The sequence below is a fragment of the Teredinibacter waterburyi genome (genome assembly GCF_001922985.1).
Classification (GTDB): domain Bacteria; phylum Pseudomonadota; class Gammaproteobacteria; order Pseudomonadales; family Cellvibrionaceae; genus Teredinibacter; species Teredinibacter waterburyi.
On the sequence record NZ_MRUH01000085.1, the window covers coordinates 1 to 25,019 of the forward strand.

Here is a 25,019-nt window from a genome sequence, read left to right on the forward strand (position 1 = left end):
TGTCGCGCAGCTCCATATTACACAAACGCTCACAGCAAAAATTGCAGGTGAGCTTGGCGTTAACTGCCAAGGAATAGTAAGTGCCTAACTCAAGAAAAGAAGCATTTAATTTGTTAGAAAAACTTGGTGCACCAGAACATCTAAAGACTCACGTAACACTCGCGGGGGAAGCGGCTGATTTACTTATTGATGCACTAAGAGAACTCGGAGTCGAAATAGATTTTGAGTTTGTTCGCACTGGCGTAGCTATACACGATATAGGAAAGATTCTACATACCAGCGAAATGACTGGCCCAGGTTCAGAGCATGAACCGGAGGGTGAAAAAATTCTTATTAATAACGGTGCCTCACCTAAACTGGCGCGAGCCTGTATGTCCCATGCGCGCCGGGATAAAATGGATTGTTCTTTTGAAGAATTGATGATCGCACTGTCAGACAAATTATGGAAAGGTACGCGCGTAGAGTCCATCGAACTAGATGTTGTGGATAGAGCCGCGAATACCCTACAGAAAGAACGCTTGGATATATTCCCAGAATTAGATTTAAAGTTTGAAGAAATTGCTTCGGGCGGTCACGAAAGGTTACAGCGAAGTGTTGGCAGTTAACAAGGTAATCAACCGAAGTCCGCATTGCGTGGTTAGCACTAAAACACATATTGGAGAATTCATGATAAAAAGTATTAAGGTCCATCTACTGTTGATAATAAACGTAACTTTTATCGGTTGCGCTTCCCAAGGAATTAAGCTGACGGCTTACAAAGAAGCGCCAAGCAGTGCCTCAGCCAAAATAATGTTTAAAAACTCAGACCCATTCTACTATGAAAAAGGGGAGGCTAAAGATGCTTCCTTTATAATTGTCGATTGGATACCAGGCACTTATCGCGATTTCTCTGCAGTTATCTATGATAGCAATGAGATTTGTACAGATGGAAAGGTATTCCCCATTGTTAACGATACTGACAAATCTTTTGATATCAAAGCCGGAGAGCTTCAGACATTTATGCTGAATACTTATCACAACACTGAAGATAAAAGGGTTTGGTGTCCGAATAGATTCTCTTTTATACCCCAACAGGGTGAGGAATATACTGTGAAAAACAGTATACATATCAAAAGTATTGATTACGGGTATTGTCAGGTTGAGGTCTTCGATTCGAGCGGAGATCGCATCGAAATAATTGCCAGGGAAAAAATACCTCCTCTGTGGACTCAAAGTAGTCCTAGATGTGACAAGTCAGAGATAGAGAAACCAGTACAATCAAAAATATCTAAGCAAAATTTCGAATGTATAATCAAGGTGGGCGGGTACAAGTGCTAACAAGGCCAGTCAGCATCGCCAGCTGCGCGGGCTTGACAGGTTACTCCGCACCTTTTGTGTTTCGCTACGCTCATTTTTACACAAAAGGTACTCCATGTTAGCTGCCGCTGCTGGCCGCGTTACATTCAATCTATATAAACAAGAAGTACTAGTTGAGAATTGACCCTGTTTTTCAAAAAACCTATCCAAAACTATCGAGTTGGATACAAGCAAATCTACCTAAGGTTAAAGTAAAACCTAAGGTTTGGAATGCTTTTAAAAAGTATTCCGAACTTAAAGAGCCTTCGGCAACATGGGCTATCACTAATGGATATAATCCGGATATAACGTATGCAGTAATGCCTGGTTCGAATGGACGGTTTAATGGCGGGAAGTTTCCAAACCGAGTCTATCTGGCAAAATCAATATGTGATCGTTTTGAAAGTGTAGACTTTTCTAACCCTCTAATGCATTTGTTGTTGGAGTCGACAATTTTGCATGAAATGGTTCACTGGGGAGATCATAAAGATGGAAAAGACCAAGCAGGTGAGGAGGGAAAAGCTTTTGAGGTGGCTGCATATGGAAAAAATATTAATAGGTATTGGCGGTAAGATATTTCTAACGATTATAGCATTTATAGTTTTATCCTGTTCTACGGAGAGTAATATGAAATTACCAAATACATTGGTAAATAATGTATTTAAATTAATCCTTTCAGATGAAGAGTTTCATCAGTATTTGCATCTCGAGCTGGAAGAGCGTAGCCCTATTTTAATAGCAACAAATCACAATATCCCTATAAGTACAAAGCCAGATGGCTTCGACGTGGTATTGCACGTCGAGAAAATATCTGAGCTGTATATAGAAGTTGTTAAATTTGTAGTCGAAAGTAATAGCGTTGAGTTCGAGATTAATTATGAAGTTGAGGGGGTAACCTTTCAGGGCGTTGCATCTAAAAAAAATGGTCAATGGGTTATCCAGAAAAAGTCAATATTTGAATCATGAATCAGTGAATGCTGGAACAGCTGCTCTGGGCCTGCTGATGGTAGCTACACCAATTGGCTGGGTAGGTTTAATTATTGGTGGTGTTGTCGTTGCTGGAGCCGCCGCAACAGCATCTATTACCACGAACAATATTGTGAAGGGTAAAAATGGCGGTTTGTATGATCAAATTATGGCACGGCTTTCATTACTATGAATTTTGAAGATTTTATCTTTGCTTTGGGTTTTTCGGTGGGCTTCTTTCGCTTATCCTGTATGTATTATTCGGTCAAATAACGGTAAGAAGGCTTAGGAAAAACCCAAAATCCAAGGGTCGGCTAGGGGTTGAGTTTGCAAGTGGCTGGGATATATTTAATGTTGCTCAAGCACTATCGCTCCCGAAGTTTATAACTCGGAAGTTGGCTGAAAGTCCAATGTCCAACCTCTATGCGAATAGGGATGTGTTAGATGAAAGCACGAATTTATTCGATAGGTGTCTAGCTCGTATATTTTAATAGCTTAACAAAAACATCCAGCCGAAGCGGAAAAGCGCGCGCCTGCTGTAAGCGTTAACAATATTCTAGGAATTATCGTGAAGATTAATAAATATTTATTACTTACATGCTTTATTATCTCTGCCGCTAGTCACGCGTCAGATTTTAAGAATGACTGGGGATATCTAGACCTTGTTGCGGATGTTGACGACTGCGCAATATTTTTGATTAAGAGTGCTGCAGATAACTATCAAAAAAAAGCAATCTCCCCTGCTGCTAGTGAAATTCAACTTCAAGAAGAATTAATGAGTTTTGTTCGTTATGTAGAGCTTGGATTTCGGGCGCAATGCTATTGTGCAAATGAGATGCTTTATAAGCAGTACAGCAAAGAACAAATTAAGAAACGTAGTACCGGAGTTGATATTGGTACGCTATTGAACAGTGAACAATGTATCCGCCAGCGTGATGAGGCCTTTGAGTCACTAAGAAAATAGCTAACAAAGCTGTACACCTACCCCAAACTAAGCTTGGCGCTCATCCAACTAGCGCCAATTCTCCCGCTTCGTTTGGGCAAGCCTACGCCGCCCTAAATATGCCCCACTGAAATACCTGTAACCACTAATGAATCAGCCATAAAAACCATGAGAGAGCACTATTTCACATAACCATCAGCATAAATAGAGCCCGCCATAGAGAAGGTGCCGACTATGGAAAACTATGCATTACAGCTTTAAATACTGAAGAATCCCATAGTATTATTGAGCCCGCTGGCATTGTCGCAGAATTTTTACTTAACCCCCTAAACGATAGCAGCTAACAAGCATGTCAACTACGCGGTTACATGGGCGTTAGGCAATAAGGTCGTACCATGAATATAATTGGCAAGATTAGATCGCTGTTTTTAAAATCTGATAATCAACATTTGACAAATAAAGTTGAGCAGAAAAAAACGTATGAGAGTATCGATATTATCGTAGATACATTCAATTTTTTGATTTCCATCCCTGATGATGAAAATTCCTGGGAAGCAATTTGTGACAGGTCGGAAAATTTCTTAATTACTGACGACTTTATTGATCTTTCATGGAATAGATTGGCGGATAAGTATGGTTTCAATCATATTTCAGAAAATATGATTTCTGAAAATGAAGTTGAATTGTCTTATCGTAAAAGTAGTATAAAATATCAATTGAATCATGATCGAGATGACATCATCAGAGCTTATTGCGCGTTATCAAAGCTTCTAGAAGATGATTTTTATTTGTTTTATTGTACCGATAGTTGGCAGACAAGTGATCTAGCATTTCTTGCAGTGCCTAGCTCTCATATTGATTCGTTAAATGATAATGAAAGTAAAAAGATTATTCCTGTACAAGAAAATTTCGATATATTTTTCAATAATGCATTTTCTGATGAATATAAAAATAACTATACCTAACAAAGCCCGTAACGGCGTCAGCTTCGAAAGTGAATTAAAGATGGTTTTCTCCGACTTCTATACGTACCCAAGTGAAGTCAAGCTAGCTCTTTTCGATATTATTTTCAACGTCGGAATGACCGACTTAAACAATCAATGGCCAGTCTTTAAAAAAGCTGTTAAAGCGAAGGATTGGTCCACTGCTGCAAAAGAATCAAACAGAAAACATCCCATCTCGAAAGAAAGAAATAAGTATGTAAGCTTAGCTGACAGCTACGCATAGAGCATCAAAGCGATGTGTTTAAGGTCATATTAAAGACCGTATAGACTAAACACGCGATATTTTCACACGGATTTTACATCGAGATCATTATAGTGTGTGAAAAATATCGAGGGACTAGCCATGTTAAAAAAAACGCTCATAGTATTATCCAGCCTATTGGGCATATTCTTTATGTTCATATTTAGCGTCATAATCATCAGCGGCTCATCAAACGATGAAAACCTCGCCAACACCAAACCAGAGGATATTGCCTACCTAGAAAAACCTGCGTCAGGTCGAGGTAAAATTCTTGCTGTGGTCACGAGTACCGGCGAAATCGGGAATACAGGAATGGAAACGGGGTATGAACTCACAGAACTTTCCCGAGCTTATTATGTGTTTCATACCAATGGATTTGAGGTGGATATTGCCAGTCCAAACGGCGGACGCCCTCCCGTAGTCATTGACGAAGATGACATAGGAAAATATGACTACGCCTTCATGAACGATATTGCCGCCCAAAAGAAAGTCAACAATAGTATACCGCTTAACGAGGTTATCCCAGGTGAGTACAAAGCAGTTTACTTCGTTGGCGGCAAAGGCGCCATGTACGATTTCCCTAACAATAGCAGTATTCAAAAAATAATTAGGGAATATAATAAAGAGGGAAAAGTGATTTCTGCCATTTGTCACGGTCCCTCGGCCTTTGTGAATGTGATGCTTTCCGATGGAACACCGTTCATCGCCAATAAGAACGTAAGCGCATTCACGAATAACGAAGAATTATTTTTGATCCCTAACGCTAAAGAAGTATTCCCATTCCTATTGCAAGACAAACTAACAGAACAAGGAGCCCTCTTTGAAGAAGGTTCTCTTTACTTAGAACACCTCAGCCAATCAGGCTCAGTGTTGACAGGACAAAACCCATGGTCAATTTGGCCACTGGCCGACGCTATCGTCAAAGAGCTTGGTTATTCGCCAAGAAAAAGAGCGAAAACACCAGAAGAACATAGTATTGACATATTACTCACCCTTGATGCAGAAGGTTTAGATGAGGCAAAAGCCTTGACCCTAGAAGCAATTGAAATATCCCCTCAGGCGATTAAAAAACAGTTAATCACTACTCACGCCCTCATTGCGACACTAAATATGGAATTCAAAAAAATGGGACAATTAATTTATCTTCTCTTCTTCGCTGCCGCAGCCACCTAACATCAGGTTGAATGAACGATTAATGTATGAAGGCGCCCTAAATGCTTTTATTATCTTTTTGCTACACGCTCCACCGCTTATTAATATTGGCTAGGGTATGTGATTATGATATTTTTTAGCTATATTTTATCATCTGGACCGATTTGATACTTATACACCATTTTTCTCCAAGCAGAATGACTTGAGATTACCCCAAACGAGAAAAAAGAAATGATTAGAAAAAAAATTATGTGTTCATTGGGGCTGTTGTTAACAATAGCCACTATAGTATCGTCTACACTTATCTTTTCCGGATGCAATTACACAAAAAAGCTCTCCCCACAAAATAGCAAAAATCACTATATTGTGGCCGGCGTGAATTTGATCGATGTGGTTAACCAGAAGATCATTCCTAAGCAAAGCATTGAGGTAAAGCAGGGCAAGATTGTGCGTATCTTTCAGCACGATAAAAAGAGCTTAGTCGCGAACAACGTGCATACTATCAACGCAAAGGGAAAGTATCTTTTGCCTGGTTTGTGGGATATGCACACGGTGACCTCCATGCTATCACCAGAATTGGACTACCCCCTCTATATTGCCAATGGCGTGACCTCCATACGAAGTATCATTGCATGCCCCAACGAAAACAAAACCTCTTTATACCCCTGCTTCCAACATAAACAACAGTGGAATCAGGAAGTACTCAAACAAGAGATGGTTGGGCCCATCATACGTGGATCAGGTACTTTCCCGGTCAATGGGGAAGATCATTCTCACCCTGATTCACCTGATTTTCACGCAACAAAAACATCTGAAGACGTCCAAAAACTCGTCAACTACTATGCCAATATCAATGAGGGAATGCGACCTTTCTTTATCAAAAGTTACAACTGGATTCAGCCAGAAGCCTATTTTGAAATGGCCTCAGAAGCAAAAAAACAAGGTATCGAAATCGGCGGACATATGCCTCGTAAAGTAGGGCTGATGAAAGCCATCGATGCAGGTCAAAGATCGTTTGCCCATGCTCGCCTCTTTTTGTTTGATTGTTCAAAATACGCGGCGGAACTTCGAGAAGGAAAACACTGGGATAAACCACTAGCCGATCTTTATCGACTACTTATTGATAGTTTTGATGAAAAAAACTGCGCAGAAAAATATCGCTACTTAGCTGAACATGATGTGTACCTTTCTCCCACGCTATTGACTCGACGAAATGATTATCTTGCCGTCGCGGAGCAAGAGAGTGATGTCGAAGGACTAGAATATACCCACTATATAATCCGTCTAGCGTGGAGTGAAGATATTGCAGGTCTAACAGATAGAGGCCGTTCTGATGCGCCTATATTTAAGGAATTCTACGAATTGGCGGCCAAAACCATCGTGGATGCGCATCGCCATGGCGTCAAAGTTATGGTCGGTACGGATGCAAATGATGTTTACGTCGTGCCTGGGTTTTCCCTTCATGAAGAGATGAAAGCCTTAAACAACGCGGGCATGTCTGCATTTGATATCCTCACTGCTGCGACATTAGTACCAGCACAGTATTTTAAAATGGATAAACATTTAGGAAGTATTGAGGAAGGCAAAGATGCAGAATTTATATTACTCCATGATAATCCTGTGAGCAATATCGCCCATGCCAAAAATATCAACATGGTGTTTCAAGGGGAAACGATTTACGATGAAAAAGAAATCGACGAGCTCAAGTCCCATGTTAAAGAGAGTTCAGGAAGCCATAGAATTCTTTTTTACGTCTTATCTATGTGGTTGAAAAACCCAGCAGGATTTTAGTAGAGACTGTAAATTAAATTGTGTATCTGCTCATTATTAATTACCTTCTACCCGGAGAATAATAATGAGTAAGATCATGAACCAAGACAAGATGAAAGCGCTAGCAGCCGAGTTAGCCAAAGACCTCAAAACACCTGAAGATCTCAGCGTATTCAGCGCCCAGTTAACCAAAATCTCTGTAGAAGCAGCTTTAAATGCCGAGATGGATAGTCATTTAGGTTACTCCCGCCATAATGGAATTTCCAATATCAGAGTTAGTAATGGATTAGGGAATTGTTTTTTATAGAGATTGATAAAGCGCTTAACATCTATGCCATTCTTTTGACTCCAAAAAGCCTGCATATCTTGCTGGTGCTTATAATCAGAAGCCAAAAGGGAAACTAGACGCTTATGGATGTCTGACACGGCCCTCAGTATTGCTGATAATCTTGGAGTTGAATCAAAGCACATTCAACAAAACATCGAAAACAAACTCCCTGAAAAAATTGCTAGTGTAATTGCTTCTACATGTGGCTATGATTACGAACGAAAAAAGGCTCTGATCCAATCAATTACGTCGGGTAACTTCGATAGCCTAAAAAGTACTAATATCTCCCAAGATACGCTCGGCAATCTTATAAAGGGGAAGTACGTCGAGATAGTGGGTAATTTGAAGTTTGACATCCCGATAATAAAAGACAATCAATATGCTTCGATACATTTGTTTACTTTCCTTACTTGCCTTTAGCACCGGCTTATGTTCTGCCCCTACTCCCAAAACGCCAGCGGAAATTTGTTCAACGTATGGCGAGAAGAACAAAGGCGAATTATTGCAGTCTATTAACGATGTAAGCTTTCTCAATAAAACTGAATTGTCTTGTATTATCTCGCCTAAAAGTGCCAATGAAATTTCTGAGATTATCGAAACGATAAATAAGTGGAATGAACTTAACCCTAAAATTCATATCAGCGTCGCAGGAGCCAGACACAGTCAGGGTGGGCATATAGCGTCAAAACTCGGCATCACATTGGATATGAAGTCCCTTAGCTTTGTAGACAGCCCGAATCTTAAAAATGGATTGTGGACAGTTAAGGTTGGCGCTGGTGCATTGTGGAGCGATGTGCACAACGCTATCAAGATGTTTGACGGGCATTCACTCGCAAACAAAGTTCAGCAAAGCTCTACGCCGTTTACGGTTGGTGGCACACTATCGGTTAATGCTCATGGCAGAAGCTTTAGTTATGGCAGCGTAATTCATAGTGTAGAAAAAATTACAGTTGTATTGCCCGACGGTTCTATTACTACAGCTAGTCGAAATGAGAACCCTTTCCTTTTTAATCGAGTAATCGGCGGTTACGGACTATTCGGTGTAATTGTTGATGCCACATTAGAGCTTCACGAAAATCATTACCTTAAATCAGAGGCCACATATTTTAATTCGCCCGAAGAGTACATAGTAATACTTGATAAAATACTTAAAGACACGCCAAGGCATATCATCGAACGAGATGAATCAGGCTCTATCGAATCGCTAACCCAATCGCCAATCGCCTTTCTATTTGCGACACTTGCGCTAGATAGGGACGGGTTCATGACAAAGGGCACTGCTTATACTTATCGACAGTTGGTAGATGTAGACAGAACCGGAACTGTAAACCCAGACCCAAAACCAACCCTGTTTAACCCAAGGGCTTTACTAACAAAAATTGGCTTTTGGCTAAAGCGAAAAGGCTTACTTGCTTCTACAGCTCAAAAACTGCAGTACAAGTTTTTAAACACTCAAGACACTCACTTAAAAGTACTAACCCCACCAATCAAGCCAATATTGGCGGCTGCCAGTAAAAAGAACCCCGATTTGCTTCAGGAATATTTTATTCCAGTCCGACACATGCCTGAATTCCTAGGTCATGTAAAAGAGGCATTTTTAAATAATGACATTAAACTAAGTAACGCTTCGTTGCGCTTCATTCCAAAATCTACCACTTCCTCTACCTTAACTTACGAGTCGGCGACAGAAGATCAGCTAGCAATCGTGCTTTATTTCTCTCTCAGGCTGAATAAAGAGAATATTGATAAAGCTAAGATATGGACACGAGATTTAGTGCAAAAATCTATCGCGCTCGACGGCCGCTATTACCTTCCTTATCAGCAATGGCCAAGTAAAGCGCAGTTTGAGCAAGCTTACCCAAGCTATAAAGTCTTCAAGGAAGATAAAGTTTCGCTAGACCCTAACGACGTTTTTTCAAACCGTTTTTATGAATACTATTTAAATTCTAGTGTTGATTGAAAAAGCAGGAAGCATGAAAATTCGAAGGTGCTAAATAATTATGTGCATTCTTTACTCTGTGAAAATTATTTTACAGAGAAGCTAGCAACAGCTGTGTTAATTCAGCTTCCCGTTGCAGCATGGTATGCATGCTTTACAAGCGTACTCTACCGGATCAGCTCATCACCTAAAGATAAAGGCCCCGGTGGTCGGGCAAGAGTTTTTAAAGCTTCTTATTTCGGTCGATTTATATCTTCTGGGAGTTTACACAGCCCTATTTAATTCTCGAAAGATTTTCTGCATTTTTTTACTCTTCTAACTAGGCGTTGGTGATTAAATCACATTGATTTCGCCATTTGTTTACAGTTATCTCCGCCGCTAAAAGCACATTATTTAAGAATTGCAGTGTTGTTATAGTTACGCTACTTGCTGCAAATCTTTTATTAACTTCCGCGCCATTATAATTCCAATTGGGATTAGCCATACACACATCAAAAGAAGGGAACCCAACCAAATTATTGGGGCGGGTATTAATATGAAATATAAAAACTGTCCATTGTGCGATAAGGAGATCGAACACGATAGCCATATTTGTACACACTGCAACAAGGGAGCTTTTGTCGTTGATTTCGGAGATTCAGCGGCAAGGCTCATAGCCGGTATGATTCTTTGACAAACCAAATGCGTACGAGATATGTGGCTGGCACGATATTATTGTGCCAGCGGGAGTAAGGCCTCCCAGCCCCTCAAGGGAATGGAGATGCGAGAGATATGAGCCCAAGGTATTTCTTGGTAAGTAGGGATTGAACGCACTAAACATGGAAACTACCGTTTAGCCAAGTTAGCTGGATGGGAGAAAGTGACAGGCACAAAAAAGCCCGCTACAAGAGCGGGCTTTTTTGTCGTTGAGTTAACAACGTGATTTGGTGGAGCCTAGCGGGATCGAACCGCTGACCTCAACACTGCCAGTGTTGCGCTCTCCCAGCTGAGCTAAGGCCCCATAAAGGGTCTGAGAACTGTGTCTTCAGAGGGGGCGCATTCTATCAAACATCGCTGTACTGTCAACAAGTTATCTGGCTTTTGGGTGATTTTACGGCTTATTGCGGCTGTACGCCGCGGTTGTCGGAATGCCTAGCCTCGTTTGCTTGGTATACTGCCGAGCTAAGCGCTGTGGAGATAACCAATAATGACAAGCCTTGCTGCCTACCGCGGCGCCATTCTGCACTTTTTACACGAGCCAAACGCTACAGCGCCAGGTGTTACCAACCCCGATGACGCCACAAGCACTGCCCTGCCCGCGTGGCAGTATTGGCAAGATGGCCTGCTTCTGGTCGAAAACGGCCATATACGGCAACTGGGCGATGCTAGCGAGCTGCTGCCACAACTCGCCGCCGAACTGGCTGAAGGCCTCGCGATACAGCACTACCCTCACCATTTGATACTACCCGGCTTTGTGGACACCCATATTCACTACCCGCAAACCGAGATGATTGGCGCTTACGGCGAGCAGTTATTGCGCTGGTTAAATACCTACACCTTTCCCACTGAGCAAAAATTTGCCAACCCAGCTTACGCAGAACAGGTTGCAGCGTTCTTTTTAGCCGAGCTGTTACGCAATGGCACTACCACGGCTATGGTGTTTGGCACGGTTCACCCGCAATCGGTTGATGCGCTGTTTAGCGCCGCACAGCAACATGGCCTGCGCTTAATTGCCGGTAAGGTGATGATGGATCGCAATGCGCCAAGCGCGCTGTGTGATACCGCAGAGACGAGCTACAGCGAGACCCGTGCACTGATCGAACGCTGGCACGGTGTGGATAGGTTGCAGTATGCGATTACGCCGCGCTTTGCGATTACCAGTAGCCCAGAACAATTAAATATGGCCGGTAAGTTGTTAAGCGAATTCGACGATGTGTACCTGCACACTCACCTTGCGGAAAACCACGACGAGGTTGCATGGGTTAAAGAGCTGTTCCCCACCGCCAGACATTATTTAGATGTTTATGCGCAAGCGGGCTTAGTAGGCAAGCGTAGTGTGTTTGCCCACGGCATTCACCTAAGCGATGACGAGTGTTCGCTATTGGCCAGCCGCGATGCAGCGATTGCACACTGCCCTACCAGTAATTTGTTTTTAGGTTCTGGCTTATTGAACTTAACTCGTTTGCAAAACGCTGGGGTTAAAGTCGGTTTGGGAACGGATATTGGTGCGGGCAGTAGTTTTTCGCTGTTTCGTACAATGGACGAAGCCTATAAGGTTCAGCAGTTACAGGGGTGTAATTTAGCCCCTATGCAAGCTTTGTATATGGCAACACTGGGCGGCGCAAAAGCGCTGGATTTAGAGAGCAAAATTGGCAACTTCGCCGCGGGCAAAGAAGCCGATTTTACCCTGTTAGATTTACACGCAACGCCGTTGCTAAAATTTAGAACCGCACACTGTAAAAATATTGAAGAGCTGGTATTTGTGTTAAACACTCTGGGGGATGATCGCTTAATAGAAAAAACCTTTGCGCTGGGCAGGTGTGTTCATCAGCGCGACTGAGGCTTTAATAACAAAACAATACAAACGAAAAATCCCGCCTCGGCAATAAAACTGTTTATTACCAAGCCGGGATTTTTCCGAGTGATTTTTTTTCAAACGTTTAGAACGACACTGTTTAAGCCTGACCGCCCTCTTCTGCTTGAGGTTTATCTAGGTCGGCAAATTCTTTTTCGTAGCGCTTTAACACTTTTTTACCTGCACCACCAAGCACGTCTACCGCTTCACGTAAACGCGTTCTCGACAAGTCCGGCCCTAGCAGCACCATTGCATCCATTACCGAAAAGCTGGATGTAGAACCGCTAATCGCAATAAATACCGGTGCGAGGAAGTCTTTTAGTTTAATGCCCATGCCATCGGCTAGGGCTTTAAACTCGGCAAAAATAGCATCGCGTTCCCAACTGCGCAGTAGGTCCATTTTCCATTGAGCAAATTGCAGTACTTTCTTTTGGGTTTCTACGTCGAGCTTATTCGCGCTAAAACTGGCTTCGGTTAAACCTAGGTTGCCTGTGGCCAAAAACGCGACGGTGGGAATAAAGTCGCCCAAAATTTCCATGCGCTGTTTTACTTGTGGAATTACCGCAAGTAAATTTTCGCGATTAAGTAACCATTCGGTTAAGCGGTCGGCTAGCTGTTCGTCGCTGTGGTCTTCGCGAATCCATAAGCCATTTAACCAGCGCAATTTTTCCACATCAAAAATTGGCCCGCCCAATGAAACACGGCCAATATCGAACTGATCTATCATGTCGGCTAACGAAAACTTCTCGCGTTCGTCTGGCATGGACCAACCCATACGACCAAGGTAGTTGAGCACGGCTTCGTGCAAAAAGCCCATACGCTTGTAGTACAAAATACTGGTGGGGTTTTTACGTTTGCTGAGTTTGGTTTTATCTGGGTTGCGCAATAACGGCAGGTGGCAAAGTACCGGCGCTTCCCAACCAAAATATTTATATAACAACAAATGTTTAGGGGCAGAGTTAATCCACTCTTCACCACGAATAACGTGGGTGATACCCATCAGGTGGTCGTCGACGACGTTGGCCAAGTGATAGGTTGGCATGCCGTCGGACTTCAGCAATATTTGCGCATCCACTAAAGACCAATCTAGCTCCATAGTGCCTCGTAATAAATCGGCAACTTCGCAGCTGCCGGTTTCTTCTGGCACCATCATGCGCACTACGTAGGGCAGGCCTGCCGCTTCGCGCGTTGCTTGTTCGGCGTCGCTCAATTTTAGGTCAGACGGTTTTAGGGCCGAATGAATACCGGCTTCTTTGCGCTGGTTGCGCAGTTCGTCTAACTCTTCTGTGGTGCGGTAGCATTTAAAGGCGTGGCCGCTTTCTAGCAATTTGTTTACGTGGTCAATATAAATATCTTTGCGTTCGCTTTGACGATACGGGCCGTTGTTGCCACCTACGTCTGGGCCTTCGTCCCATTCTAGGCCGAGCCAACGCAGTGAATCTAAAATCGCTTGCTCCGATTCTGGCGTGCTGCGCGCTTGGTCGGTATCTTCAATACGCAAGATAAACTGGCCGCCATGCTTGCGGGCAAAACAGAGGTTAAACAAAGCGATATAGGCTGTGCCTACGTGGGGGTCGCCGGTTGGCGATGGAGCGATTCGAGTTCTTACGGTCATGGTATTTCTCGGCCTGGCTATAACAAGAATTTTTGTAGGGTTAAAACTATTGGCGGCGATTATACCCGCTATAGTCGGTTTGAATAAGAGCTTGGCGGCAACTATTGGTATACTGCGATTCTTTCGCAAAGCAAAACAAGACAGTAACATTAGATAACAGCGATACTTACTGGTACATCTAGCAGTAATACGTTTGTTTAAATCGTCACCCCTACCCCAGCCGCGCCAACTGATAAGCCCTAAAAGTAGAGCAAATTATGACCGAAACCAATTCCAGCGAATCATCTATTACAACCAACCAAACCGACAGCGGAACGGTAAATCTGTTGCTAAGCCGTCGTTCTAGCACCGCCGCCGATATGGTGGCGCCGGGCCCAGATGCAGCGCAATTACAAACTATTTTAGCGGCGGGCCATCGCGTGCCAGACCACGGCAAAATTGGCCCTTGGCGTTTTGTGATCTTTGAAGGTGAGGCGCGTACAAAGTTTGGCCAAATGGTTGCGGCTATTTTTGCGGTAAAAAATCCCGAGGCTTCAGAAAAGTTATTAGAATTTGAAAGCCAGCGTTTTAACCGCGCGCCACTGGTTATTGCAGTGATCAGCTCTCCTGTAGACCACCCCAAGGTGCCGCAGTGGGAGCAGTTACTTTCTGCCGGAGCCTGCTGTCAGAATATGTTAGTGGCGGCAACCGCAATGGGTTTTGGCGCTCAATGGTTAACCGAATGGTACGCCTACGACGACGATGTAAATAATGCGCTAAACCTAAACGCTAACGAAAAAATTGCAGGTTTTTTGTATTTTGGCAGCCGCACTAAACCTGCAGATGAACGTGTAAGGCCCGATTTAGCTGAACGCGTGCGTCATTTTTAACGATTATTACGTTCACATTCAATTATGCGCTTTTTTATTTCTTTATTGAGATTAAAGAAGCGCAACACCTTTTACCTGCGCAAACACCTGCATACCTAGGGTTAAATTTAATCGCATTTGCGATAGCCGAGTAATTTTTGCGAGCAAGTACTGGCCATCATTTAGCTGTAAGCGCACGATTACGCGCGCTTCGTCTAGGTTTTGAATATCGCTAACTTTTGCCTCTAGAATATTCACTATGCTGGTATCCAAAGCGCGACTTAAGGCTAAGCTTACATCCGCTGCGTAAACGCGAATACGCTCTAGTTGCCGTAGTTTTTTGTGCTCTGCCGGTACAGCGATTTTTTCGCCGCCCACCCCCAACCAACTCAAGCCCTGTGCATCTTTTGCGGTTATTAACGTCGCGCGTAAAACAGCGCTGGCATGGTCGTTTTGTGCGAGCGGTAAATGCAATTGCGTGAGTAGCTGTTGGGTGTTGCCTTGGGTTAGGGTTTCACCCCCATCCATAATTAATATGTTGTCGCTAAAACGCGCGACTTCACTTGGGTCGTGGCTGACGAATAGCGTGGGAATTTCCAAGCGCGCAATTAAGTCTTCTAAATAGCGAATAATATCGTTGCGTGCGGCTTGGTCTAACGCGGCTAGAGGTTCGTCTAATAATAACAACTGCGGATTACGAAGCAGTGCTCGACCAATGGCAACACGCTGTTGCTGGCCACCAGAAAGCTGATGCGGTTTGCGCTGCAATAGTTTCGTTAAACCTAGCAGTGCAATGACGTGACTAAAACCCAAACCCAATTTGGTTGGTTCGGCGATTGTTACATTAGTAGCTTTTGTTTTAGCGACTTTTATTTTAGCCGCTACGCTTTCACCAAAGCGAATATTTTGCTCTACCGACAAGTGCGGAAATAACCCAGACTGCTGCACTACATAGCCAATACGACGCTGATAAGCCGGCACAAAAACTGGTCTGGTGCCGTTTTTTTCATCTCGCGAGGCTTGCCATATCGTGCAACTTTTACCGTTGGAAAGCCACTCGCAGCTACCCTGTGCGCTGGGTTCTAAACCGGCTATAGCGCGCAATAAGGTTGTTTTACCGCAGCCGGAGGGGCCAAATATTGCAGTTACACCGCGCTGAAATTTAAACTCGCAGTTCAGTATAAAGGGCTGAGTTGATTTTGTTCGTTGAGTTAAATCGCCGCGCTGTAACCTAAACTTGCCTTGCAGTACTGGCTGATCGTTTGTTAGCAAGTCTGACATCGCTTGGTTCGAATCAGTCATTGTCACGCTCGCTGCCGCTCGTTACTGGTCTGTTTTTTTCGGCCTCGGCATCTCGCCAGTAGTCGGCTTTACTGGGTTGGGATTTACGGTGTTTGGATTTGCTAAGCTCGGCTTTACTAGACCGAACCGGTAGCGATAAGCCTAATGCAGAATACTTTTGTAAGCGGTGAGTGATTAGAATTACAACAAAAGCAAACAGCAACATTAATAACGACATTTGATGTGCAGCCCCCCATTGCAACGATTCCACCTGCTCGTAAATAGCAATGGAGACCACGCGTGTTTCTCCGGGAATATTGCCACCAATCATTAACACCACACCAAATTCACCAAGCGTGTGGGCAAAGCCCAGCACAAACGCCACTACAAATCCGGGTTTTGCCAGCGGTAACGCTATCCGCGTAAATCGCTGTAAGGGTGTGGCACCAAGCGTTGCGGCAACTTCGAACAGGTTGTGGGGAATGGCAGCGAAACTATTCACTAGTGGCTGCACAACAAAAGGCAAAGAATAAATAACCGAGCCAATTACTAAGCCGGTAAAGCTAAACGCAAACGTCGTTAAGCCGAACAGCTGGGCAACGTTTGCCAAACTACCTTGTGGTGAAAGCAGCAACAATAAATAAAAACCAATAACGGTTGGCGGCAGCACTACCGGTAGCGTAACCAAGGTGTTAACGATACTCACCCACCACCCCTGCCGGCGCGCCAGCCACCAGGCTAAGGGCGTGCCCAGCAGCAGTAATATCAATGTCGATACAAGTGCGAGCTTAAGGGTTAGGGTTATTGCTAGCCAATCCATTTGTTTTATAACGTCTCTTTTTGTGTGTTAGCTGGCGAGTTGTAGCCCATGGTTTTTAAGCGTGCTTGGGTTTGTTTTGTTAGTAGGTAATCTAAAAAATTTTGCGCCAAGATAATTTGTTGCGCAGCTTCTACACCGCTAAAGCGGCTATTAATCGTGCCGCTGAGTACCACAGCATGTTGGTCGATAGGGTCGTAGTGACCTTCTGGCACCAGCCAAACAGCCGAAGTGCGTTGTTTATCTAAACTAATAAGTGATGCGCTAACAAAACCCGCGGCAATATTTCCACTAGCGACAAATCCATAGGCTTGTGCCACGGATTCGCCCATCACTAAACGCGAACGTGCGCTGGCGGGAAAGGATTCACGCTCTAAAGAACTAATGGCGGCGGCTCCGTAGGGCGCGATTTTGGGGTTTGCCAAGGCAATTTTTGCCTGTGGATCTTGCGCGAGCTTAGCGATAACGGCGGCGAAAGACATCTCGCTGTTTAGCCCAAACTTTTGTGGCTCGGCCACCCATAAAACCAACTGACCGCGCGCGTAGGTACTGGTACGCTCGGCAAACCCCTGCTCCACCAATCGCGCAGGGGTTTGCTCGTCTGCCGCAAAGAACAACGCAAACGGCGCGCCATGAATAATTTGGGTGTACAACTTGCCGGTCGAGCCGGCACTAAGATTCAGTATTACCCCAGTTTCCGCTTGGTAGCTTGCTTGCAACTTTTGCATTGCGGGTAAAAAGTTAGCGGCAACAGCAATATTAAGCTCGGCGGCATATACTGCTGTCAGCGGGGCTGCGATCGATATCGCAAAGAGAAGTCGCAGCAGCCGGTGTCGATACCCGCACAGCTGCCGCTTGAAAGAACTCAACATAAACTACTCATAGAAGACCGAAATAAGCCGTTAAAGACGCAGATTACACCACAAGCAACTGCAACTTGCCCAGAAGTGTAATGTTTTTGCACGTCTATCTCTAAGCTTTCATCAGACTGACGAGACTAGGTTATGGCAAGCAGGACACAAAAAAGGCAAGCCTGCGTGGCTTGCCTTGGTGATCTCAAAAAACCTAACGGAATAAATTACTGGGAAACGCGCAGCGCCTCGGTGGCGTGACTTAACTGCTGCATTTCGGTGTTCAAAGTGTGAGCAACGCTTAGCACTTCAATTGTCACTTTAGTGGTGCTTTCGGCAGAACTGGAAATGCTATCGATACTTGCGTCAATTCCGCCTGCAACGTCGCTCTGCTCTTTTGAAGCGGTAGCAATAGACTTGCTCATCTGTTGGATATTGGCGACGGCATCGACAATTTTTCGTAACGTTGTATTCGCTAAGCCCATCTGCTCGACACTTGCCTGAGCCGACACGGTTGAGTTTTCGACCACGGCTACGGCTTTACTGGTTTGGCTCTGCAGGCGTTCGATGATTTTCTGAATCTCTTCCGTGGAGCTCTGGGTTTTTTGAGCCAAAGTTCGCACTTCATCGGCCACTACAGCGAAGCCTCTGCCCTGTTCGCCTGCTCGTGCGGCCTCAATAGCGGCATTCAGCGCTAGCAAATTGGTTTGTTCGGCAATGCCGGTAATAACCGTAAGTACCTTGCCGATTTGTTGACCGTCTAAATCCAACTGCTGCATTACCTTTACCGCGCTATCCAACTCTTGCGACATTTTTTTGATAACGCCTGAGCTTTTTTCAACAACGATATACCCTTCTTTTGCCTCGGCACTGGCTTCGTCGGCAAATTGTGCGGCGCTAGTCGCATGCTCAGAAACAAGATGAACCGTCGCCGTCATTTGGTTCATGGACGTTGATACCGACTCCAGCTCACGGTGCTGACGGCTGACGAAGCTTTCCGATTCAGTTGCTACACCAATAAGTTTTGCGGTTTGCTCGCAAACATTTTTTGATCGGTTTTGCACCCCTTCCACGATAGCACTAACCTGTTCGATCATCCGGTTGTAGGCGGTAAACATACTGCCAATTTCGTTATCGCTAACCTCGACATCGATCGCATTAGAAAAGTCACCGCGGCCTACCTGTAATAACCGCTCTTGCAGCAGATGAATTTGGGCCATTAGCCAATTCATGCCCAACAACCAACTCACTAAGGCAAACGCAACCGTAACCAGCGCAAGTACAAGCGCCGTTGTTTCCTGAGCGTGTACCGATTGGTTCGCTTCATTTGCGATCATCCCTACCGCTTTGTTCATATCTTTTAACACCGCAAGACTCTGCTGCTGTAACTTTGGTAGTAGATCGCTACTTTTAGTTTGTAGGTAGCTGTTAACAGTTGTTTTGTAGTCTCGCCACAAACGCCCTACTTGATCTAGCTGCGCTTTTATTTCGGGGCTTGCGGGCGGGTGAATGGCGTCCGCCTTATTGCCATTTAACAAGCTGCGGTGGGAAGCTTCGAACAGCGAAATCGTCTCTTCGGGCACTGTCGCCTTTTCGGCACCTAGCACGACTAACATCGACTCTTTTGCCAAGCGCTGGCTCAGCATTCGCTGCCGACCTGCCATATTGACCGTATCGGCGCTCTGCTCCAACGACAGGAAAATCGTTCCTGCGGAAATTCCGGCACACGTAATAATGATCAAAAAGGCTAGCGTAAACTGGCTCTGGATCGAGTTAAAACCAACCATTCGTGACATCGAATTGAGCAGATAGGACAAATTTTGGCGCATTCTAAACCTCGTGATACTGCAAGCGCGGGAGATGGCCCAAAAAGCTAGGGGTAAAGATCGGGCATAAAGCTTGGGCGTAAAGAAAGGCGGCTAGATTGCTTATTATCAATCCTGAACCGCAATAATGTATAAGTTAGTATAGACACTAATTCCGAAGCGCAAGCCACGATTGAGGACAAGACAGCCAGTCAAACCAGTTTTGATAGAATCTTCGACATAGTCATATGTTCCCAACACAAAAAAGCCCCAAGTCCCATTTGCAGACTTGGGGCTTTTTGAGATTCATACAGCTATGGCCGCATTCTTACAATCAGAATGCGGCTATCTGAATTACCAACTTAGCTGTACTTCGACGTACTTTATTGCGCAGCACAAAGCATCTTATAGCGTAGCGCGAAGCATCCAGGCGGTTTTCTCGTGAAGACGCATGCGGTCTGAAACCAGCGACGCCGTAGACTCATCGGCAGCGCCCTGTGCCAGCACCAACACATCTCGACAGGTTTTGACAACTTGTTCATGTCCAGCAGTTAAAATTTCAACCATCTCACGTGAAGCCGGTACACCTTCCACTTCACTTATTGACGACAACTTAGCGAAGCTTTTGTAGGTACCAGGGGCAACTACATCGAGGGTACGAATACGCTCGGCAATTTCATCCACGGCTAGAGCTAATTCGGTGTAGTGCTCCTCGAACATTAGGTGTAATTCGCGAAACTGCGGCCCCGTCACATTCCAATGGAAGTTGTGAGTTTGCAGGTAGAGTGTGTAGGAATCAGCTAATAACTTTTTCAGCCCTTCGGCAATTGCATTACGGTTCTCGGTACTAATACCAATATCAATAGAATGCATACTTGATCTCCTTGTTTAGCGTGGTTCATTGAAAGTCGCGGCGTTTTCTAAGCGATGTTAGGGTTGCCGCGATCGATGGGTTTATACTATGCCCTTACGGTCATTGATAATAATTATTAATGACTAGGCGATCGATAAATTTTACCTATTCACGATGATAGCTTTTCTATGACGTCCACAGGTTCTCGTTCCACAGACTCTTTCACGTCTCGCCCCACAAGTGCTACAAAGGCTGGCCCGTCTGTATCAAATGACACAACTCGGTCGACTTCCCAGCCGAACAAGCCGACGCCCCAACCCATGAAAGATTCGAAGCAAGTTGTTAATCGGCGTCATCATCGATTCTGCATTGCACCGATGATGGATTGGAGTGACCGACACTGTCGTTACTTCTGGCGTTTACTCACAAAACAAAGCTTGCTCTATACAGAGATGGTGACGACTGGCGCACTTTTAAACGGCGATCGGCAACGGTTTTTAGAATTTAATAGCAGCGAACACCCCATCGCCCTGCAGCTTGGCGGCAGCGACCCCAAAGCCTTAGCCACTTGCGCGCGCATGGCCGAAGACTGGGGTTACGATGAAGTGAATTTAAATTGTGGCTGCCCCAGTGACCGAGTGCAAGAAGGTAAAATTGGCGCGGTATTAATGGCAGAACCGGATTTAGTCGCCGACTGCGTTGCCGCAATGAACGCCGCCTGCACTATTCCGGTAACGGTAAAACATCGTATTGGTATTGATCAGCAAGATGACTACGCAGATATGGCGACCTTCGTTAAAACAGTCGCAAGCGCTGGCTGCGATACCTTTATTGTGCATGCTCGCAAAGCCTGGTTAAAAGGCCTGAGTCCGAAAGAAAACCGCCAAGTCCCGCCGCTGAAATACGAGTTGGTACAACAACTTAAAGATAACTTCCCCAACCTAACCGTGATTATCAATGGCGGCATTACCACCATCGACCAATCGCTACAGTTACTTGAAGGTTTGGACGGTGTGATGATTGGACGAGAGGCGTATCACAACCCTTACTTTCTTGCCGAAATCGATCAAAAAGTATTTGGCGAAAACACCCCGATACCGAGCCGAACAGAGGTATTAAGCGGGTTTGTTGACTACTGCTCCAGCGAGATCGCCCGCGGGAACCGCCTGCATCATATGTCGCGCCATATGTTAGGCCTTTTCGCTGGCGAATACGGCGCTCGAGCCTTTCGCAGGTACATCACCGAAAACGCCAATCAAGCCGGCGCTGGCGCGCAGATTTTGCTGGAAGCCGAAAAACTCACTCAGCGCCCACCGTTTGTGTAACCGATTATCATTTTTCGGCAAAATTCGACCTCTAAACCGGACTTCACACATCGTTTTATGTTAAAAAGAGTGCGCCGTAAATTCTGCAATTTCCGACGAAATGACCAATAACAATAATCCAAGAGGGTTTTCACATGCACAACTCACGTCTCTTGCTAAAGGGGATGATCGCCGCCGTACTTTGGCTGGCACTTCTCGGCAGCAGTGTTACCAATGCTCAAACGCGCATCATGCCGCTGGGCGATTCAATTACAGGTAGCCCAGGTTGCTGGCGCGCCTACCTATGGGATCAGCTAGTCAATGCTGGTTACACTAATATCGATTTTGTGGGGACCCTCGGTCCGCAGGGCTGTAGTATTTCTCACGACGGTGACAACGAAGGCCACGGTGGCATTCTTGCTACCAATATGGCTAACCAAGGTCAACTTGGCCCATGGCTTTCCAGCACTAACCCAGATGTGGTTATGATGCACCTAGGCACTAACGATGTATGGAGTGGCCGCTCTACCAGTTTGATTCTGGAAGCCTTCACCTCATTGGTTGGCAGCATGCGTGCCAACAACCCCAATATGAAGATTATCGTGGCACAAATTATTCCTATGGACCCAGCGGGTTCTTGTAGTGATTGTGATCAACGCGTTATCTCTTTGAACAACGCCATTCCGGGCTGGGCTTCTGGTCTTAGCACTTCGGCATCTCCTATCGTTGTTGCCAACATTTGGTCTGGCTTCGACGCAGTTGCCGACACTGGCGACGGCGTCCACCCTACTGATGCCGGCGATCGCAAAATGGCGAATGCTTGGTTCCCAGTGCTAACCTCGGTTCTTGATGGCGGCGGCTCTAGCAGCTCAAGCTCAAGTAGTTCTAGCTCTAGCAGCTCTTCAAGCTCATCGTCTAGCTCGAGCAGCAGTTCTACCAGCGGTGGTAGCTGTACTGAGCAGTGTAAGTGGTATCAAGATGACCCACGTCCACTATGTGCCAACCAAACTAGCGGTTGGGGCTATGAGAACGGTCAAAGCTGTATTGGTCGCACTACCTGTGAAAGCCAAGGCGGAAACGGCGGCGTAGTTAGCTCTTGTACTAGTAGTTCGTCTTCCAGCTCTAGCAGCTCATCCTCGTCTAGCTCTAGCAGTTCTTCTAGCTCATCCAGTTCTAGCAGTTCATCTTCCAGTTCTAGCAGCTCGTCTTCTTCTAGCAGCTCTTCAAGTTCTGGTGGTACCTGTACTTCGAGCCAAACGACCTGTAACTGGTACGGCACTCAACACCCTGTGTGCAACAACCAGAACTCCGGTTGGGGTTACGAAAACAACCAAAGCTGTATTGGTGCTGACACCTGCGCGAGCCAACCAAACGGCGGCGGTATGACTGTTGGAGATTGTTTCCCAGACAGCGGCAGCTCAAGCTCTTCTAGTTCTTCATCTAGCTCAAGCAGCTCAAGCTCATCATCTAGCTCAAGCTCTTCTAGCTCTAGCAGCTCATCAAGTGGCGGCACAGGCGGTACCTGTAACTGGTACGGTTCTAGCTACCCACTCTGTACCAACACTAGCAGCGGCTGGGGTTGGGAAAACAACCAAAGCTGTATCGCACCTTCTACCTGTAACTCACAGTAGTCGACGGTGTTTTAATCTTTATGCCTTATCGCGAATAATTACTTTTTGATCGCAGATAGATAAGGCATAAAGTCAAAATATAAAAAAGCCCAGCTCTATGCTGGGCTTTTTTTATATTCACTGCTTTACCCCGTCTACACGATCCCCACAACTAAAGCCAACCCTAGATAAAGGCATACCGCTGCTACCCCACATACAATTTACGGTTGTGTCTGCCGCCTACAACCCCGATAATGTGCGCCTTTGCTAACCGCACGCGTTATGGGGAGTAACATGACCAACAAACTTGAGCAATTAAAGCAGTATTCAGACGTTGTCGCCGACACCGGTGATATCGAAGCCATTCGTCGCTATCAACCGTTAGACGCTACCACCAATCCATCTTTGCTGTTTAAAGCAGCCCAAATGGAGCAATACGCACCTTTAGTCAAGGGCGCTATCGAAAGCAGCGACAGTATCGACGCCGCCTGCGATAAAATTGCCGTTGCCATCGGTTGCGAAATTTTAAAAATCGTTCCTGGCCGTGTTTCTACCGAAGTTGACGCTCGTCTTTCGTTCGACACCAAAGCCAGCATCGCCAAAGCTAAGCATCTAATAGAGCTTTACGCTCAAGCCGGTATTCCTAAAGAGCGCGTACTTATCAAGCTCGCTTCTACTTGGGAAGGCATTCGTGCTGCAGAAGTACTAGAAAAAGAAGGTATTACCTGCAACCTGACACTTCTATTTAGCTTTAGCCAAGCCGCTGCATGTGCCGACGCTGGAGCCTTCCTGATCTCTCCGTTTGTCGGCCGTATTTTGGATTGGTACAAAGCCAATACCGACAAAAAAGAATACGCACCAATGGAAGATCCAGGTGTCGTGTCTGTTACTCAGATCTACAACTACTACAAGCAAAATGGTTACGACACAGTGGTTATGGGCGCAAGCTTCCGTAACACTGGTGAACTAGAAGCTTTGGCTGGTTGTGACCGCTTAACTATCAGCCCTCAGCTTTTAGGTGAACTAGAAGCAGACACAGGCAAGCTAGAGCGCGTATTGAGCCCAAATAATAGTAGTGACGCTATGGCAAAACTGATCGAAACCGAAGCGCAATTCCGCTTTTCTAACAACCAAGATGCCATGGCAACGCACAAGTTAGCCGAAGGGATTCGCGGTTTCGTAGCAGACCAGATTAATCTGGAAAACTACCTAAAATCTTTAAAGTAAGTACAACTAACGAATAGGCGGCCCCCAGTGCTAGCGAAAATAAAAGACTTTTTTCGATCTGAACTGCAAGGTGCCGATGAGGGCGCAATCGAGCACCAAAAACAGCTCGCTTGCGCCGCTCTTCTAATTGAAGTCGCCATTGTTGATCACGAATTCGATGCAGATGAACTAGGCGCGCTGACCAATATCCTGCAACAAAAGTTCGGCATCTCAGCCGAAGAATGCCACAGCCTTGCAGCCCTCGCCCAAGCCGAGTGTGAACAAGCAACGTCACTGTACCAGTTTACTCAACTCGTAAATGACAACTGCAATCAGAACGACAAGTTCGAGCTGGTTAAGGGTATGTGGACTATCGCATACGCAGATGGCGACCTCGACAAATACGAAGAATACGTTATTCGTAAGGTTTCTGAACTTATCTACGTTAGCCACAGTGACTTTATTCGCGCAAAACACGCCGCACGTCCAGCCGACATACCACGCACCTAAGTAGCGCCCTTTCAAGCCTGCAACCGCGCTGCGTACTACACTAGGCTAGACCTCAACTCTTCGCCGCTGTCCAAAAACAATCCGTGA

General features: G+C 45.4%; 24 protein-coding genes, 1 tRNA gene and 1 pseudogene. 18 read left to right on the forward strand and 8 right to left on the reverse strand.

Annotated features, from left to right (window positions below):
• Nucleotides 1–80 precede the first annotated feature (80 nt).
• The 12 genes and pseudogenes from IDZ20_RS05925 to IDZ20_RS05980 all read left to right on the forward strand — a co-directional run bounded on the left by IDZ20_RS05925 (nt 81) and on the right by IDZ20_RS05980 (nt 9,699).
• Nucleotides 81–605, forward strand: a complete 525-nt coding sequence (locus IDZ20_RS05925) for an HD domain-containing protein (protein WP_188150510.1) — start codon at nt 81–83, stop codon at nt 603–605.
• 61 nt (nt 606–666) lie between these two features.
• Nucleotides 667–1,317 carry a hypothetical protein gene (locus IDZ20_RS05930; RefSeq protein WP_188150511.1) on the forward strand — a complete coding sequence of 217 codons (651 nt, stop codon included), beginning with the start codon at nt 667–669 and terminating at the stop codon, nt 1,315–1,317.
• A 152-nt stretch (nt 1,318–1,469) separates the two neighbouring features.
• Nucleotides 1,470–1,907: a hypothetical protein gene (locus tag IDZ20_RS05935; RefSeq protein WP_188150512.1), complete on the forward strand. Its 438-nt coding sequence runs from the start codon at nt 1,470–1,472 to the stop codon at nt 1,905–1,907.
• Between the two features lie 55 nt (nt 1,908–1,962).
• Nucleotides 1,963–2,301 carry a hypothetical protein gene (locus tag IDZ20_RS05940; RefSeq protein ID WP_188150513.1) on the forward strand — a complete coding sequence of 113 codons (339 nt, stop codon included), beginning with the start codon at nt 1,963–1,965 and terminating at the stop codon, nt 2,299–2,301.
• Complete coding sequence (locus tag IDZ20_RS05945; RefSeq protein WP_188150514.1) at nt 2,291–2,494, forward strand: hypothetical protein; 204 nt, start codon at nt 2,291–2,293, stop codon at nt 2,492–2,494. Before IDZ20_RS05940 ends, IDZ20_RS05945 begins: the two co-directional genes overlap by 11 nt.
• A 375-nt stretch (nt 2,495–2,869) precedes the next feature.
• Nucleotides 2,870–3,265, forward strand: a complete 396-nt coding sequence (locus IDZ20_RS05950) for a hypothetical protein (RefSeq protein ID WP_188150515.1) — start codon at nt 2,870–2,872, stop codon at nt 3,263–3,265.
• Between the two features lie 374 nt (nt 3,266–3,639).
• The gene (locus IDZ20_RS05955) at nt 3,640–4,209 is read left to right on the forward strand and encodes a hypothetical protein (RefSeq protein WP_188150516.1); all 570 of its coding nucleotides are present in this window, start codon (nt 3,640–3,642) and stop codon (nt 4,207–4,209) included.
• Nucleotides 4,184–4,471 (forward strand): hypothetical protein, encoded by a 288-nt coding sequence (locus IDZ20_RS05960; RefSeq protein WP_188150517.1) that lies wholly within the window; start codon nt 4,184–4,186, stop codon nt 4,469–4,471. Before IDZ20_RS05955 ends, IDZ20_RS05960 begins: the two co-directional genes overlap by 26 nt.
• 120 nt (nt 4,472–4,591) lie before the next feature.
• Entirely contained in the window at nt 4,592–5,662 is a 1,071-nt protein-coding gene (locus IDZ20_RS05965; protein ID WP_188150518.1) for a type 1 glutamine amidotransferase domain-containing protein, read from the forward strand.
• Between the two features lie 210 nt (nt 5,663–5,872).
• Nucleotides 5,873–7,432: an amidohydrolase family protein gene (locus tag IDZ20_RS05970; RefSeq protein WP_188150519.1), complete on the forward strand. Its 1,560-nt coding sequence runs from the start codon at nt 5,873–5,875 to the stop codon at nt 7,430–7,432.
• Between the two features lie 76 nt (nt 7,433–7,508).
• Nucleotides 7,509–7,664 (forward strand): annotated as a pseudogene (locus IDZ20_RS05975) (IS256 family transposase); the annotation flags it as partial.
• A 577-nt stretch (nt 7,665–8,241) separates the two neighbouring features.
• Entirely contained in the window at nt 8,242–9,699 is a 1,458-nt protein-coding gene (locus IDZ20_RS05980; RefSeq protein WP_188150521.1) for an FAD-binding oxidoreductase, read from the forward strand.
• Between the two features lie 298 nt (nt 9,700–9,997).
• Here IDZ20_RS05980 and IDZ20_RS05985 read toward each other — a convergent pair whose 3' ends face one another.
• Together IDZ20_RS05985 and IDZ20_RS05990 are read right to left on the reverse strand one after the other, a co-directional pair.
• Nucleotides 9,998–10,267, reverse strand: coding sequence for a hypothetical protein (locus IDZ20_RS05985; RefSeq protein ID WP_188150522.1), 270 nt, complete (start codon nt 10,265–10,267; stop codon nt 9,998–10,000).
• Nucleotides 10,268–10,602: 335 nt separating this feature from the next.
• A tRNA-Ala gene (locus IDZ20_RS05990) sits at nt 10,603–10,678 on the reverse strand.
• A gap of 186 nt (nt 10,679–10,864) precedes the next feature.
• On the opposite strand from IDZ20_RS05990, the gene guaD reads away from it, so the two are divergent.
• Nucleotides 10,865–12,217 (forward strand): guanine deaminase, encoded by a 1,353-nt coding sequence (gene guaD / locus IDZ20_RS05995; RefSeq protein ID WP_188150523.1) that lies wholly within the window; start codon nt 10,865–10,867, stop codon nt 12,215–12,217.
• A gap of 115 nt (nt 12,218–12,332) precedes the next feature.
• On the opposite strand, the gene gltX is transcribed toward guaD, so the two are convergent.
• Nucleotides 12,333–13,847, reverse strand: coding sequence for a glutamate--tRNA ligase (gene gltX / locus IDZ20_RS06000; protein WP_188150524.1), 1,515 nt, complete (start codon nt 13,845–13,847; stop codon nt 12,333–12,335).
• 257 nt (nt 13,848–14,104) lie between these two features.
• Here gltX and IDZ20_RS06005 point away from each other — a divergent pair, with 257 nt between their 5' ends.
• Nucleotides 14,105–14,716: a nitroreductase family protein gene (locus tag IDZ20_RS06005; protein WP_188150525.1), complete on the forward strand. Its 612-nt coding sequence runs from the start codon at nt 14,105–14,107 to the stop codon at nt 14,714–14,716.
• A gap of 51 nt (nt 14,717–14,767) precedes the next feature.
• Here IDZ20_RS06005 and modC read toward each other — a convergent pair whose 3' ends face one another.
• The 5 genes from modC to IDZ20_RS06030 all read right to left on the reverse strand — a co-directional run bounded on the left by modC (nt 14,768) and on the right by IDZ20_RS06030 (nt 20,322).
• A complete protein-coding gene (modC, locus tag IDZ20_RS06010; RefSeq protein WP_188150526.1) occupies nt 14,768–15,997 on the reverse strand; it encodes a molybdenum ABC transporter ATP-binding protein in 1,230 nt (409 codons plus the stop codon).
• A complete protein-coding gene (modB, locus tag IDZ20_RS06015; protein ID WP_188150527.1) occupies nt 15,990–16,796 on the reverse strand; it encodes a molybdate ABC transporter permease subunit in 807 nt (268 codons plus the stop codon). The genes modC and modB overlap by 8 nt, the downstream gene beginning before the upstream one ends.
• Before the next feature lie 5 nt (nt 16,797–16,801).
• Nucleotides 16,802–17,665, reverse strand: coding sequence for a molybdate ABC transporter substrate-binding protein (gene modA, locus IDZ20_RS06020; RefSeq protein WP_188150528.1), 864 nt, complete (start codon nt 17,663–17,665; stop codon nt 16,802–16,804).
• A gap of 206 nt (nt 17,666–17,871) precedes the next feature.
• Complete coding sequence (locus IDZ20_RS06025; RefSeq protein WP_188150529.1) at nt 17,872–19,473, reverse strand: methyl-accepting chemotaxis protein; 1,602 nt, start codon at nt 19,471–19,473, stop codon at nt 17,872–17,874.
• A gap of 381 nt (nt 19,474–19,854) precedes the next feature.
• Nucleotides 19,855–20,322, reverse strand: a complete 468-nt coding sequence (locus tag IDZ20_RS06030) for a Dps family protein (RefSeq protein ID WP_188150530.1) — start codon at nt 20,320–20,322, stop codon at nt 19,855–19,857.
• Nucleotides 20,323–20,622: 300 nt separating this feature from the next.
• On the opposite strand from IDZ20_RS06030, the gene dusA reads away from it, so the two are divergent.
• The 4 genes from dusA to IDZ20_RS06050 all read left to right on the forward strand — a co-directional run bounded on the left by dusA (nt 20,623) and on the right by IDZ20_RS06050 (nt 24,932).
• Entirely contained in the window at nt 20,623–21,627 is a 1,005-nt protein-coding gene (dusA, locus tag IDZ20_RS06035) for a tRNA dihydrouridine(20/20a) synthase DusA (protein ID WP_188150531.1), read from the forward strand.
• Nucleotides 21,628–21,791: 164 nt separating this feature from the next.
• The gene (locus IDZ20_RS06040; protein ID WP_425443418.1) at nt 21,792–23,237 is read left to right on the forward strand and encodes a carbohydrate-binding domain-containing protein; all 1,446 of its coding nucleotides are present in this window, start codon (nt 21,792–21,794) and stop codon (nt 23,235–23,237) included.
• A gap of 273 nt (nt 23,238–23,510) precedes the next feature.
• Nucleotides 23,511–24,443 carry a transaldolase gene (gene tal, locus IDZ20_RS06045; protein ID WP_188150533.1) on the forward strand — a complete coding sequence of 311 codons (933 nt, stop codon included), beginning with the start codon at nt 23,511–23,513 and terminating at the stop codon, nt 24,441–24,443.
• Nucleotides 24,444–24,470: 27 nt separating this feature from the next.
• The gene (locus IDZ20_RS06050) at nt 24,471–24,932 is read left to right on the forward strand and encodes a tellurite resistance TerB family protein (protein WP_188150534.1); all 462 of its coding nucleotides are present in this window, start codon (nt 24,471–24,473) and stop codon (nt 24,930–24,932) included.
• The last annotated feature ends 87 nt before the right edge of the window (nt 24,933–25,019 follow it).